At 61.9% G+C, this 14,140-nt stretch carries 13 protein-coding genes; 9 read left to right on the top strand and 4 right to left on the bottom strand.

The window, feature by feature from the left end; translation table 11 throughout:
- The first annotated feature begins 170 nt into the window (after nt 1-170).
- Entirely contained in the window at nt 171-2,939 is a 2,769-nt protein-coding gene (locus GV035_RS07940; protein ID WP_442859547.1) for a bifunctional diguanylate cyclase/phosphodiesterase, read from the top strand.
- Between the two features lie 14 nt (nt 2,940-2,953).
- Here GV035_RS07940 and GV035_RS07935 read toward each other — a convergent pair whose 3' ends face one another.
- Nucleotides 2,954-3,190 carry a hypothetical protein gene (locus GV035_RS07935; protein ID WP_159834403.1) on the bottom strand — a complete coding sequence of 79 codons (237 nt, stop codon included), beginning with the start codon at nt 3,188-3,190 and terminating at the stop codon, nt 2,954-2,956.
- Nucleotides 3,191-3,316: 126 nt separating this feature from the next.
- Here GV035_RS07935 and GV035_RS07930 point away from each other — a divergent pair, with 126 nt between their 5' ends.
- Both GV035_RS07930 and pqqA read left to right on the top strand, forming a co-directional pair.
- Nucleotides 3,317-3,550 carry a DUF2795 domain-containing protein gene (locus GV035_RS07930; RefSeq protein WP_159834402.1) on the top strand — a complete coding sequence of 78 codons (234 nt, stop codon included), beginning with the start codon at nt 3,317-3,319 and terminating at the stop codon, nt 3,548-3,550.
- 391 nt (nt 3,551-3,941) lie between these two features.
- Nucleotides 3,942-4,016, top strand: a complete 75-nt coding sequence (pqqA, locus tag GV035_RS29715; protein WP_008353049.1) for a pyrroloquinoline quinone precursor peptide PqqA — start codon at nt 3,942-3,944, stop codon at nt 4,014-4,016.
- A gap of 81 nt (nt 4,017-4,097) precedes the next feature.
- Here pqqA and GV035_RS07920 read toward each other — a convergent pair whose 3' ends face one another.
- Nucleotides 4,098-4,418, bottom strand: a complete 321-nt coding sequence (locus GV035_RS07920; RefSeq protein WP_159834401.1) for a hypothetical protein — start codon at nt 4,416-4,418, stop codon at nt 4,098-4,100.
- A 207-nt stretch (nt 4,419-4,625) separates the two neighbouring features.
- On the opposite strand from GV035_RS07920, the gene GV035_RS07915 reads away from it, so the two are divergent.
- The 5 genes from GV035_RS07915 (at nt 4,626) to GV035_RS07900 (ending at nt 7,771) form a co-directional block, all read left to right on the top strand.
- The gene (locus GV035_RS07915; RefSeq protein WP_159834400.1) at nt 4,626-5,243 is read left to right on the top strand and encodes a UdgX family uracil-DNA binding protein; all 618 of its coding nucleotides are present in this window, start codon (nt 4,626-4,628) and stop codon (nt 5,241-5,243) included.
- 13 nt (nt 5,244-5,256) lie between these two features.
- Nucleotides 5,257-5,673: a DUF3175 domain-containing protein gene (locus GV035_RS07910; RefSeq protein ID WP_159834399.1), complete on the top strand. Its 417-nt coding sequence runs from the start codon at nt 5,257-5,259 to the stop codon at nt 5,671-5,673.
- A 79-nt stretch (nt 5,674-5,752) separates the two neighbouring features.
- Nucleotides 5,753-5,920 (top strand): hypothetical protein, encoded by a 168-nt coding sequence (locus GV035_RS29065; RefSeq protein WP_201303930.1) that lies wholly within the window; start codon nt 5,753-5,755, stop codon nt 5,918-5,920.
- A gap of 51 nt (nt 5,921-5,971) precedes the next feature.
- The gene (locus tag GV035_RS07905) at nt 5,972-7,249 is read left to right on the top strand and encodes a PQQ-dependent sugar dehydrogenase (RefSeq protein ID WP_236572562.1); all 1,278 of its coding nucleotides are present in this window, start codon (nt 5,972-5,974) and stop codon (nt 7,247-7,249) included.
- Nucleotides 7,250-7,771, top strand: a complete 522-nt coding sequence (locus GV035_RS07900) for a hypothetical protein (RefSeq protein ID WP_159834398.1) — start codon at nt 7,250-7,252, stop codon at nt 7,769-7,771.
- A 6-nt stretch (nt 7,772-7,777) separates the two neighbouring features.
- Here the strand turns inward: GV035_RS07900 and GV035_RS07895 are convergent, their stop codons facing one another.
- The gene (locus GV035_RS07895; protein ID WP_159834397.1) at nt 7,778-9,967 is read right to left on the bottom strand and encodes a hybrid sensor histidine kinase/response regulator; all 2,190 of its coding nucleotides are present in this window, start codon (nt 9,965-9,967) and stop codon (nt 7,778-7,780) included.
- Between the two features lie 321 nt (nt 9,968-10,288).
- A complete protein-coding gene (locus GV035_RS07890) occupies nt 10,289-11,491 on the bottom strand; it encodes an ammonium transporter (protein ID WP_159834396.1) in 1,203 nt (400 codons plus the stop codon).
- 370 nt (nt 11,492-11,861) lie between these two features.
- On the opposite strand from GV035_RS07890, the gene GV035_RS07885 reads away from it, so the two are divergent.
- Nucleotides 11,862-14,105 (top strand): TonB-dependent receptor, encoded by a 2,244-nt coding sequence (locus GV035_RS07885; protein ID WP_159834395.1) that lies wholly within the window; start codon nt 11,862-11,864, stop codon nt 14,103-14,105.
- The last annotated feature ends 35 nt before the right edge of the window (nt 14,106-14,140 follow it).

Here is a 14,140-nt window from a genome sequence, read left to right as displayed (position 1 = left end):
TCAAAAAGAGCGGACCGCCGGCGAGGCGGTCGACAAGACCCAAATGGCCTGGAGCGCCGATGAGTGTGTTTTCCGCGTACAACGCGCCGCCCGTTTCGACGGCGGGCGCGCCCGGAACCGACGTGACCGATGCCGACTCGATCGAGACGCTGCTGCGCGACGCCGCCGCGATGGGCTGCGGGCAGGCGTGGGCGTGGTATCGCGCGGGTGAGCAGTTGCATCTGGCGCGGCGGGGCGATGCGCCGCTCGTGTGGCCGCACAGCATCCCCGAGGAGCGTCTCGACGGCTTGTGCGCCGCGCATGGCTGGCACCGCTGGCCGACGGGCCGTGGCGAAGGCGTGCTCGGCTGGCTGCTCGCGCCGCTTGCGCAACGCGACGACCCGCATCTCGCGGAACTCGCGCGGCGTCTGGGCGAGCGCGTGCAGGCCAATGCCCTCGCCCGCGCGCAACTCACGCAACGCGTGCTGTACGAGATCGCGTATCTGGCGAGCTCGGTGCCGGACCGCGCCGAGTTTCTGCGCTGCGTGCACGAGCGCCTCGGCACGCTGATCGACGCGGAGAACTTCTACCTCGCGCTGTACGACCGCAAGACCGGCAAGATCACGTACCCGTATTACGTCGATGTGATCGATGCCGACGTGGTCGAAGCCGACAATTTCGACATTCTCGATCCCGACCGTCTCTCGATGACCGGACGCGTGCTGACGAGCGGCAAACCGCTCTTCGTGACCACGGCTGACATCACCGCGGCGGAGCGCGAAGGCCGCTTCTACTGCCTGGGCGACCGCCCCGAGTTCTGGATGGGCGCGCCGCTGAAGAACGCATCCGACGAGGTCTTCGGCATGCTCGCGATGCAGGTCTACGACGTGTCGCGCATCTACCGGGCGGAGGAGCGCGCGCTGTTTCTGGTGGTCGCGCGGCACGTCGCGATGGCGCTCGACCGCATCCTGCATCGCGCGGATCTCGAAGAAAAGGTCGCGCGGCGCACATCCGAACTCTCGCAACTGAATGCCGCGTTGCGTCATGGCATTGCAGAGCGCGAGCGGTCCGAGCATTTGCAGGCGGCGCTCTATCAAATCGCGGAGCTGTCGAGCCGGCCGGGCGACACGATGGAATTCTTTCGCAGTCTGCATGGAATCGTCGGCGAGCTGCTCTATGCGCGAAATTTTTATATCGCGCTGGTCGGGCAAAACACCGACGAAGTGTCGTTTCCTTATTACGTGGACGAGATTACACCCGAGCGCCCTGACCCGCGAAACGGCCGGCGCGGGCTGACCGAATTCGTGCTTCGCGAGCGCCGTCCGCGCCTGATCGATCATGACGAAGCCGTGCGCCTCATCAACGAAGGGGCGATCGAAACGGAGAACGATTGCGTGCGTTTGCGCTCGTGGCTCGGCATTCCGCTCTTCGACGGCGACGTCGTGCGCGGCGTGCTTGCCGTGCAAAGCTATTCGCCGCTCGTGCGTTATTCGCTGCGCGATCAGGAACTGCTCACCTTCGTCTCGCGCCATATCGACACGGCGCTTTCGCGGCGCCGCGATGCCGAAGCGTTACACGCCGCGAATCTCGAACTCGAAGCGCGCGTGCAGGCACGCACGCGCGAACTCGACGAAGTGAACGCGCGCCTCGTCTATGAAAATTCGCATGACGCGCTGACGGGGCTGCCTAACCGAAGTCATCTGATGCAGCGGCTGCAAAGCGCGTGGAACGACTATGCAACGCGCGGCCATGACCTGTCGGCGATGTTCATCGATCTGGACCGCTTCAAGGTGGTGAACGACAGCCTCGGTCATCATTTCGGCGACATGCTGCTCGTGCAGGCGGCTGCGCGTTTGCGTGCCTGCTTGCGCGCGTCGGATCTGCTCGCGCGTCTTGGCGGCGACGAGTTCGCCATTCTCTCGCCGAACGCGCTCGTGCAGGATGCGGTTTCCATCGCGAAGCGCATACTCGCGGCCTTCGATCTTCCGTTCCATATCGAAGAGCACGTCGTGTTCTCGTCGTGCAGTATCGGCATCGTGAGCGCGGACAGTCAGTTTCATACCGAGCCCGCCGATCTTCTGCGCGATGCCGATACCGCGATGTATCGGGTGAAAAACGCGGGACGTGACAGCTTTGTCGTGTTCAATCAGGAATTGCGCCGGCAAGTGTCCGACCAGGTTGAACGCGAAGGCGCCCTGCGCAACGCAATGAAACGCGACGATGAACTGCTGCCCTACTTTCAGCCGATCGTCGACGTGAAAAGCGGCGAAGTGGTGGCGCTGGAGGCGCTGATACGCTGGCGGCAGGCCGACGGGCGCATCGTCGGGCCGGCGGAATTTCTGCCTGCGGTGGAAGGACTGAGGCTCATCGGCCGGCTCGATCTCTACATGCTCGAACGCGTCGCGGCGATTCTCTCGAATGAGCGTTTCGTGCACTGGCCGCCGGTGCATGTGAACTGTTCGAGCTATAGCATGACGCGCCCCGAATTCGCGGACGACGTACTCGCGCTCTTGCGGCGCTATCGCGTGTCGCCTTCGCGCGTGTGCCTCGAACTGACCGAAGGCGCGCTCGTCGCCGAACCGGATCTCGCACGACGCACGATGCAGCGGCTCGCGGATAACGGCATGTCCGTGGTGCTCGACGATTTCGGCTCGGGCTTTTCGTCGTTGAGCTATGTGCACCAGTATCAGTTCAGCGGTCTCAAGATCGACAAGTCGTTCATTCTCGAACTGACGCGCAGCCCGCGCAGTCGCGCTATCGTGCGGGCAATCGTGCGTATGGCTGAGTCGCTCGATCTCACGCTCGTCGCGGAAGGCGTCGAAGACGCGGCAACGCTCGCCGTGCTGCGCGACATGGGCGCGGCGCAGGCGCAGGGCTATCTGTTCGACAAGCCATTGCCGCTGGAAGCCCTGACGCGTGAGTCTCTCGCGCCGCGCCCGACAACTCATGCGCTGTTGTAATCGCGTCCTCCCGATCAGGGCATGCCGCCCAGCGACGGCGAAATGATGCTGCCCGGCTCGCCCTCGGCCAGATCGCTTCCCGTCGTTGCGGCGCGCGTCGAAACGGGCGCGTGGTGGCGCGTGCAGGTATCGAGCGTGTCGCTCCCCAGGCACTGCTGGAACGCGTCAGCCGCGTCCTTGCCATCGAATGTATAGACGGTCTCGTCGACCTTGATCTCGGTATCGGAGAGTCGCTCCGCGGAAATAGCCATGCGCGTGTCCTCCTTTTCGCGGTGATTGCGAATCGTGCAGCATCGACGCAGCATCAATCGCGCCCGGCAGACGGGTATGCGCGTTGCTGCCTTTTATAGCCGAACGTCAACTCGAAAGGAGGCGCTATGTCTCAACATCCCGCGCAGTCGCAGAATCAACGGCACCTGGACGAACCGGGTCCGGATGCAATCGCGCGTGCGCTTAAGGGCGCTGAATATCCGATGCACAAGGAAAAGCTGATGGCGCTGGCGAAAAGCAACGGCGCGGACGGCGAAGTGCTGGCCGTGCTCAGAAAGCTAGCCGATCGCAACTATGACAGTGACGCCGCCGTGCTGCGTGAAGCGGCGCGCGCCGAATGACTATTCGTACGAGGCAATGTAATGGCAGAGACCCCGAAGGCGCCCCAAACGCCCGACACACACGACAAGCCGCATGCACCCGGCGGCAATGAACTGAACAATATCCGGCCCGAGGATGTCGATAAGGTTATCCCTCGTCCCGGCGAAATGATGGAACGTGACGAAGCAACCGACCCTGACAAAATAAGTACGAACCCTGACGATTCGGGAAACCGCCCAAGGCCGCTATAAATAAATTAAATGGATGCCGAGGCAATTTCCAATCATGCAAACGGCAAAGTCGCGCTAGGATGAAAGAGCGTTGATTGGAGCGCCGAACTCAACGCGCTCATGAACACAACCGCGCAACGGCTCGGCATCCGTCAGGCCGCTCAATGCACAAGGAGGCTCTATGAAGTGGGAAACCCCTAGCTTCACCGATATGCGCTTTGGCTTTGAAATCACGATGTACATTGCCACGCGCTAAATCGGCTCATCGGCAAGACCGCAAGAAGGCAAAGCGGCCGCTCATCGCAGCCGCTTTGCTTTTGTGCCTGGCGCTCTAGTCTCAGTTACCGCGAGGCGGCACGTTCTGACCGGGTGACGCCGCTGCGTCGCTCACTTGCCCGCCCTTTCCTGCCGGCTCCGGTCGATCACCTGAGCCGAGCGGCACTTCGGCAGTCTGATGCGGCTGCTGTTCCAGTCGACGATTTTCCGGTTCCACTTCGCCCGCATTCGGCTGACGCACGCCTTGATGCGGATCGCCGCCTGTCGCGGCACCCGGTCCCGGTTGATTGCCGAAGGAACCGCCTCCGCTCGCACCGCTGCCCGCGTCGCCGAGCGGCTTATCGGTGCTGCCGGGTCCTTCCAGACGATCGTCATTGCTCATCGTTGGCCTCCTTTGCTTGGGTATATCCGTTGGAGCAAGGCGCATTCCTCAGCGTTGCGGCTCACTAATTGCTGCGCACTCTTCAACGTCGTCGGAGCGCGCAATGTCTATGATTCAGCGTGACGCCTCGCGCGCGGGTGCGCCAAAGGCACACTCATTGTCAACGAGTGCGTTGCACTAAAACGCAATGGCCTGACTCGAACACCCATGGTCACGACTCCGCAACCCGGTGTAGAACCCGATCAAACGCCCGACACGCTCGACGTCTGTCATCGCTGCGCGTTATACAAGGACGCCACGCAAGCCGTCCCCGGCGCGGGTCCGCGTCATGCACCGTTGATGATCGTCGGCGAACAACCGGGCGATCAGGAAGATCTGCAAGGCAAACCGTTCGTCGGTCCGGCAGGCGCCATGCTGGATCGCGCCCTCGAAGAAGCCGGCGTCGCGCGCAAGGAAGTCTATGTGACTAACGCGGTCAAGCACTTCAAATGGGAACCGCGAGGCAAGCGGCGCATGCATAAAACGCCTGCGCAGCGCGAAATCGACGCATGTCATTACTGGATGGATCGTGAGACCGCCGATATCGATCCAAAGGTGATCGTGGCATTGGGCGCGACCGCGCTCAAGTCGGTGCTGCGCGACTCCAAGGCCAAGTTGCAAGCGTCGATGGGACATGCGATCGAGCACGAGGGACGCGCCATCGTCGCGACCTATCACCCGTCTTATGTATTGCGTGCGCCCGACCCAGAGACCCGCCATGCGGCCTATCAGGCAATCGTCGATGCCTTGCGTGAAGCGCATCGGCTGATGAAACATACACGCTGAAAGAGGAACCGCCATGCCCGCGCAATGCAAGAGCAAGAAGACCGGCACAGGCACCGGCAAGACGCGCTCAGGCAAGAGCACCAGTACGCGGCAACGCCATGCGCTTGCCAGCGATCGCAAGAAGAACGCGAGCAAGTCGACGACGTCCGCGAATTCCACGCACCGCTGGTCGCATCATGTGATGGAAACGAGCGACGCAATGGATATTCAGCGCGACATCTTCAAGACTGGCAATGCAGAGGAAATCGCACAATCGCTTAAGCGCTCGTCGACGGAAAGCACGCGGCGCAAGGGCACGCCGTTTCAATCGGCGATGTCGATGCTCAATTTCTACATCAATCGCGCCGGCCGCAATCTGCCGAAGACGCGACGAAATACGTTGGAGCGGGCCAAGAAGCACTTAAGGGAAGCATTCGGCCGCAAGCCGTGAAGTCGAACGCCGGCCGCGAGCGATCGAGTTGGGGAATAGTCCTTGCTCCAGCGAAGGCACATCAACTAGGGAGACAGTCATGGCGCAAGAACCTCCTCTTAGTCCGGGCGACGAAGCCGAACCGGGCGCACCGGGCACCGGCGAAGACATCTGTCCGGACTGCAACGGCACGGGCGAGCGCGACGGCGCCGATTGTCCGACTTGCGAAGGCACGGGAAAGATCGTGCAGGGCATCGGCGGAGGCTGATGGATGGCCTTTCCCGACGCGCGTAAGCGCCTGCGCATGACGCTTGTCGCGATGCTGACCGCGTGGTCCAGCATCGCGCTCGCGCAAACCTATCCCGCTGGCTTCGGACCCGATCCCGAACTTCCGGCGCCGCGCCGTGCCTTATTGCCGACGGTGAACATCGCACCCGCGAAATCGTGGTCGCAAGGCCAGAAGCCGCTGTCGCCCGCAGGCTTCGACGTGACTGCATTCGCGTCCGGCCTCGACCATCCGCGATGGCTGACGACGCTGCCTAACGGAGACGTGCTCGTTGCGGAGAGCAACGCACCGGCCGAGCATGACGAGAATGCGGGCATCAAGGGCGCCATCATGAAGAAGGTGATGAAACGCGCAGGCGCGGGTGTGCCCAGCCCGGATCGCATCGTCTTGCTGCGTGATGCCGACGGAGACGGTGTGGCTGAAACGCGTACCGTATTCATCGACCATCTTCATTCGCCCTTCGGCATGGCGCTGGTAGGAGACGATCTTTATGTCGCCGATACCGATGCCGTGCTGCGTTTCAGGTATCACGCAGGCGAAACGAAGATCGATTCGCCGGGAGAGAAATTCATCGATCTGCCGGCAGGTTCGATCAATCATCACTGGACCAAGAACATCATCGCGAGCCCGGACGGCAAGCAGCTGTACGTGACGATCGGCTCCAACAGCAACGCGGCGGAGAACGGCATCGAGGCTGAGAACGGGCGCGCGGCGATCATGGAAGTGGACATCGCCACGAGACAGACGCGCCTTTATGCAACGGGACTTCGGAATCCTAACGGACTGTCATGGCAGCCGCAATCCGGCGCGTTATGGACGGCTGTAAATGAACGCGATGAACTCGGCAACGAACTGGTTCCCGACTATATGACGGCGGTAAAGGACGGTGCATTCTATGGCTGGCCTTATAGCTATTACGGTCAGCATGTAGACGATCGCGTCAAGCCGCAACGTGCTGACCTCGTGGACTCGGCCATCGTCCCCGACTATGCGCTCGGCGCGCATACAGCCTCGCTCGGCCTGACCTTCTATGATGCGAAAGCCTTTCCGCAGCACTACTGGAACGGTGCGTTCATTGGTCAGCACGGGTCCTGGAATCGCAAGCCGAGAAGCGGCTACAAGGTCATATTCGTGCCGTTCGTGGATGGCAAGCCTTCCGGTCCGCCCGAAGATATCCTCACCGGATTTCTTTCGTCGGATGGACATGCGTTAGGGCGTCCCGTCGGTGTCGCCGTGGATCATACGGGCGGCTTGCTGGTCGCGGACGATGTCGGTAATACCGTTTGGCGGGTCGCGCCCGCATCGAAATAAATGGCCGCCCGCAAGCCCAGATCAAGGGCGAATCCCGCCCCGGCCACCCGTCTCTTCGCACTTGCCGAGCGGCAGATCGTCGGCTTATACGATGCCGGCGTGCTCTCGCCCGCCGTGCTTCAACATGTGATCGCGGCGTACGCGGACAGCGGCATCGACTGGACTGAAGCGGGCGCGCTGCATACCGTCGATGACCACACCGTGCAGGAAGCAGTCGTGCTCATCATGATGCCGGGACGCGCGTTGAGGTCGGCGCAGAAGGACTTTTTATCCGTTATGGAGCATCTTGCAGGCGCAGGACAAGCAGCCGCGCCAAACCACGGTGAAACAGACGAAGAAGCCGCCGACGACGAGGACCTGCTCGATCAACTCGGCGGCAAGCGCACCACTGCGCGTCGCGCGAAAGCCGATGCCAAAGCCGACGACAACGACGACAACGACGACGCCGACGAAGCAACGACGGGCAAGCGCAGGTCGTTCAATCCTCTGGTCGGCGCACGCCCGATGCCGACGCATAAATAAGTCGGCTCAGTGCGGCACACGGTCCGCGATGACATCGCGCAGATCGTCCATATCGAAAGGCTTGGCAAGGATCGGCACGCCGAGATGCTTCGCGCGTTCGATGTCGTCGGCATAGCCCGTCATGAGCACGAGCTTTTGCGAAGGCAACCGCTTCATGATCTGTTCGGCGAGATCGATGCCGTTCATGTTGCCGGGCATCTGCACGTCCGAGAGAACGAGATCGAAGCTGTAACCCTCGCCCATGAGTGCGAATGCCGCATCCGCGCTCGCTTCGTGATGCACCGTGCAACCGAAGACTTCGAGCACGGCCATGACGCCCGCGGCGACATCGGCGTTGTCTTCGACGAGCAGCACCGACATGGCTCGCAACGGATGTTCATCGTTCGAAACCTGAGGCGGTTTGAAAGGCGCTTTCTCCACGACGGGCGGCGGCGCAGCAACCGTGACGGGGCCGTGATGCCTCGGCAAATAGAGTCTCACCGTGGTGCCCGCGCCGGGCACGCTCGTGATGCGCGCGGTGCCCCCCGCCTGTTCGCAGGCGGCCAGCACTTGTGAGAGCCCGAGGCCCGTGCCCGCGCCACGCACTTTCGTCGTGAATAGCGGTTCGAATGCGCGGCGAAGCACCGCTTCGGTCATGCCTTCACCGTTATCCGTCACGGAGATGAGCACGTATTCGCCATCGGGCAGATCGGTTTCCGCGCCCCGCAGCCGCGCGTTCTGACAGCGAATCACGATGCGCCCGCCATGCGGCATCGCCTCGCTCGCGTTCGCGACGATATTGACGAGCGCCAGTTCGAGCTCGACTGGATCGGCGATGACGGGCCACACGTCCGCTGAAAACTCGACCGTCAACGACACCGATGGATGCACCGCACGCTTCACGATCTCAAGCATGCTTCTGATCCACGCGGCCGGGTCGATGACTTCCTGCTTGAGCGGATGCTTGCGCGCGACGCTCATCAGCCGCCGCGCCAGCGACTCGGCGCCGGCCGTCGCGCGTTCGACTGCGAGCACCTCGCTTTCGACATCGTTGAAATGCTTGCGCCGCGCAAGCGCCATGTTCGACGACACGACCATCAGCAGGTTATTGAAATCATGCGCGACGTTCGCGACGAGATTGCCGAGCGCGCCCATGCGCCGCAATTGACGGCTCGATGCTTCGATCGAAAGTCTCGTCGCGATCTCTGCTTGCCAGCGTTCCCACGCGGCACGCTCTTCATCGAGGCGGCGAATGGAGAAGCCGATCAGAAGCCATACGGCAATGCATGGCAATGCCGCTATCGCCGCGACCAGCGCGAGGTTCTGCCGCCAGCGCGCCCGCACGACCGACGTGGCATAACCGGTCGCGACATAGAGCGGAAAGTCCCCGACGCGCCGATATGCAAAGACGCGCTCGACATGATCGACTGTCGATGTCATGCGTATGCGCCCGAAGAGTTCATTGTTCCGGAATGCCTCGGCGAACGGCGTATTGTTCGCGACTTGCGACGAGTCCGGGTTCGGCGGATAGCGCACGAGAATGCCGCCGTCGCGCCGATATAAACCGATGACGAGCGCGTTGTCGCCAGCGGCGATCTCGCGATAGAAGTCGATGAAGTAGTCGCGCTTCAATGCGATCGACACGACGCCGAGGAACTGCCCGTTGCGGCTGATGCGGCCCATGGTCGTCGTGAACACGTCCGATTGAGCGACCTTGCCGCGCAACGGCAGAGAAAAATAGGCGACGGGCGCGACGGCGCGTGCGGAAAGAAAGTCATCGCGCTCGGCGATCGACACCTGCGGAGAGGGATACCAGCGGCTGTTCACGAGCAGCGCGCCGTTTGCGCCGAAAGCGGAAATCGCTGCGACCTGTGCGAGCGTGCCGCTCATGTCGTCGAGGGCGCGATGCAACGCTTCCTCGCGACTCTTGATGCTTGCGTCGTCACTGTCGCCCAGCATGTCGACGACACGCGTTTCCAGTTGCTGATTGAGATCCAGCACCTTGAGCGCGTGTTCGTTCGCCACGCGCGCGAGCCGCTCGGTCAACTCGCCGGCATCGGCAAAGCGCCGCTGATAGTCGTAATAACCGTAGATGCCGAGACAGACAAGCGGAATCGCAATTGAAGCGGCCAGAACGAGCAACAGCACACGTCGCGTCAACGAGAAGTTGCGCGACGGTAGCGGCAAATCGAATGTCCCGGTTTCTGTGGGGTTCAAGCTTTCGGCCTTGGAGGAAGTCGGCCGGTATATCGTAACCGGCGAGCGCGCATCGGCATAGCGAGCCGACCGTGACCGGTGCGCGATTCTCGTCAATCGAGGGTTCGACGTCAATCAGGCAAAGCGCGCGTCGCGTTGCGCGGATCGGGTGATCGCTATTGGTGATGGCCCGAGCGGTCGGGTTCAGCGAAGCGCATGCCCGGACTCTTCTATTGGCATGTGTCGGCCACGCGTCCGCCTTGGCCGACGGCATGCAAGATGCCACGGGGCGGCATCTTGCATTCAATTCGGCGCCCCCGGGGCCGGACGACGGCTTGCGTATCAGCCCGCCATTTCACGGTCCGGCGTCGACGAGATTCGATGAATCGCGAGATCCGCGCCGTTGAATTCGTCCTCGCGGTCCAGCCGCAGCCCCACCGTCATCTTGATGACGCCGTACACCGCCGTGCCGCCCGCGAGCGCGAGCAAGACTGCGCCGATGGTGCCGATACACTGCGACCACATCGACAGGCCGCCGATGCCGCCGAACGTCTTCTGCCCGAAGACGCCCGCCGCAATGCCGCCCCACGCGCCGCACAGGCCATGCAACGGCCAGACGCCCAGTACGTCGTCGATGCGCCAGCGGTTCTGCACGCAGGTGAACATCTGCACGAAGAGAACGCCTGCAACTGCCCCGACGATCAGCGCGCCGAGCGGATGCATCACGTCGGAGCCCGCGCATACCGCGACCAGCCCCGCCAGCGGACCGTTGTACGCGAAGCCGGGATCGTTGCGGCCCGCGACCCACGCGGCGATCGTACCGCCGACCATCGCCATGAGTGAATTCACGGCGACGAGACCGCTGATTTTGTCGACAGTCTGCGCACTCATTACGTTGAAGCCGAACCAGCCGACCGCGAGCACCCATGCGCCGAGTGCCAGGAACGGAATGCTCGACGGCGGGTGCGCAGCGATGCGTCCATCCTTGTGATAGCGGCCGTGGCGCGGCCCGAGCAATATCACTGCCGGCAACGCGACCCAGCCGCCGAATGCATGCACGACGACCGAACCGGCGAAGTCGTGAAACGGCGCACCGAACGTCTGCGTGAGCCACGCCTGAATGCCAAACCGCTCGTTCCACGCGATGCCTTCGAGCAGCGGATAAACGAAACCAACGATGACGCACGTCGCGAACAACTGCGGGTTGAATTTCGACCGTTCCGCGATGCCGCCCGACACGATCGCCGGGACGGCCGCCGCGAAAGTCAACAGGAAGAAGAAGCGCACGAGCGCGTAGCCGTTGTGCTGAGCGAGCACGTCGGCCCCGTGCATGAACTGCACGCCATACGCGATGTTGTAGCCGACGAAGAAGTACGCCAGCGTGGACACGGCGAAGTCCACAAGGATCTTGACGAGCGCGTTGACCTGATTCTCTCGCCTGACGGTTCCCAATTCCAGAAACGCGAAGCCTGCGTGCATGGCAAGCACCATGGCGGCGCCTAGCAGCAAAAACAAAGTATCGGTACCGGATTGAAGTGCCTGCATGTCGACTGCCGTCTCAGAAAAAACGGCGAGAAGTGCAAGTTCCAGGCCATCGTGGAGCATTTTGTATTCATCTTTGTGCGCGGCGCGCTCTGGCTGCCTAGCGACGGTGCGGCAATTCGCCAACGGGGACGCGTTGCGGCGCTACGTTGGTGCGCGTGGCTCTTGTTGCACTCGAAGCGTGCATTTTGCGCACCGAATGGTGCATGCCGCATGCAAACCGCTAAGCCCGCTAGCTTCCAAGGCTACTTACAAAAGCCCGTCACGTTATGTAATGATACTGATTCGCATTTAACAAAGACGGCAACAGTTTGCGGCGAGCAACGCGCCGGGATGCCGTTCGGAATCGACTAACAAGATAACGGGGAACGAGATGCTCAGGAAAACGCCGCTTGCCGCGGCTCTGGTTACGATTGCCGCCGTGCCGATGGCCGCGCCGCTGCACGCGCAAGCGACAGCGCAAGGCACGCAAGCTGCATCTTCTGCCGCCGCAAACACGGGCACGAGCGCGGTTGCAGATTCGGCTGCGCCGAAAGAAACCACCACCCTGCCCGCTGTGAAGGTCACGGGACAAAGCGATGCCTCGCGCAACTTTCAGCCAGAAGTATCGAGCGTCGGCGCGAAGGTGCCGGCCGCGCTGCGCGACATTCCCCAGGCAGTCGTCGTCGTACCGAAAGCCGTGCTGCAATCGCAAGCGGTCAGCTCGTTCTCCGACGCTTTGCGCAACGTGCCCGGCGTGACGCTCGGCGCGGCGGAGGGCGGCCAGATCGGCAATAACATCAATCTGCGCGGCTTTACCGCGCGCACCGATATCTATCTCGACGGCTTTCGCGACCGTGGCCAGTACTATCGCGATACGTTCAACCTCGAGTCCATCGATGTGCTGTACGGGCCGTCGTCGCTGTACTTCGGGCGAGGTTCGACAGGCGGCGTCATCAATCAGGTGAGCAAGCAGCCGGATCTCAAGCCCCGCGCCGATGTATCCGTGCAAGCGGGCACGCACGACCGCTATCGAACGACGGTCGACATCGATCAGCCGATGACAGAGACTTCCGCGTTTCGCATCAACGCGTTCGCGCAGGATCTGGGCTCGACGCGCGATCAGATGAAGAGCAAGGACTATGGCGTCGCGCCCGAAGTGAAATTCGGCATCGGCACGCCGACGCAAGTGACGCTCTCGGCACTGATTCAGCACAACCGCGATCAGCCGGACTACGGCATTCCGCCGCTCAACGGACATCCCGCGCCGGTCGATACGAAGACCTTTTATGGCTTCACCGACGACCGCACGATTCAGGACGTGCAAACGCTCAATGCGCGCGTAGAGCATCGCTTCAACGAGGTCTTCACGTTGCGCAATCAGACGCAATTCAGCCATTACAGCACGGAAGCTCGCGCGACCAACGCAGCCGCTGTGCTAACAGGCCCGCTCGGCACATCCACTGCATTGACAAACGGAAATTACACGACGCTGCCGCTCTCTTCGCTTTACGTTCCGCTTCAAGGCAAAGACCGCAATATCAACGACCACTCGGTCTATAACACGACCGATTTCGAAGGCAAGTTCGCCACGGGCTTTCTCAAGCATGACATGCTGGTGGGCGTCGATCTGAGCCACGAGACATACAGCAACCAGAGTTTCACGGCGACCACGCCGGGCCTGCCATCCAATACGCTCGCCATCGTGCCGCTCGTCGATCCGACTTATACGACGCGTCCCTCGAATTATCGCGAGGTGGCCACCAATCTCGCGGAGTCGAGCGCAAACGGCATCGGACTGTATCTCAACGACACCATCTCGATCGGCGAGCACTGGAAATGGATCGGCGGTGTGCGCTGCGATCGCTATGAAGCATCGATCCATAACTCGATCAACGCGCCCGGCTATGCCACGCAAACGAATTACTTCACGAGCGTGCGAACCGGCATCGTATGGCAACCGACCGAATGGCAGTCGTATTACGTGTCGTATGGCACGTCGTTTAATCCGTCGCTCGAGGCGCTTACGCTCACCAACAATCAGCAGAACACCCCGCCCGAGAAGAATCGCTCGTACGAGATCGGCTCGAAGTGGGACCTGTTGAATGGCGGGCTTTCTGTCACGCAATCGCTCTTCAACATCGAGAAGACGAACGCGCGCACGCAGATTTCCACGGGCGAATACACACTCGATGGCGATGTGCGTGTGCGGGGTTATCAGCTCGGCGTTGCCGGTCACATCACGAACAGATGGCAGGTGTTCGGCGGTTACACCTATATGGATGGCACCGTGCAAAAGGCGCTCGACGGCACCACAGGCAACACGCTCGCCAATACGCCGCATAACATGCTGACGCTGTGGTCCACGTATAACGTGACACCCAACTGGGAGTTCGGTGGCGGGCCTTCGTACGTGTCCTCGCGATATGCGGCCAACAACAACCTCGTGCAGGTCGGCGGCTATACGCGCTGGGACGTGATGGCCGCGTATCATCAGAAGCGCTACGATATTCAATTGAACGTGCTGAATCTGACGGACAAGAAGTACTACGATGCACTGATCCCGTCCGATGGCGGACGCGCGGTGCCGGGTCTTGGCCGCACGTTCCTTGCGACGCTGAATTACCGCTTCCGTTGATGCACCTTTAGTCTGATGCGCGCGCCGCTTTGCGC

This window comes from Burkholderia sp. 8Y (assembly GCF_902506145.1).
Lineage (GTDB): Bacteria > Pseudomonadota > Gammaproteobacteria > Burkholderiales > Burkholderiaceae > Caballeronia.
The sequence above is the reverse complement of the archived record's forward strand: the minus strand, read 5'-3'. Positions and strand labels throughout refer to the sequence as shown.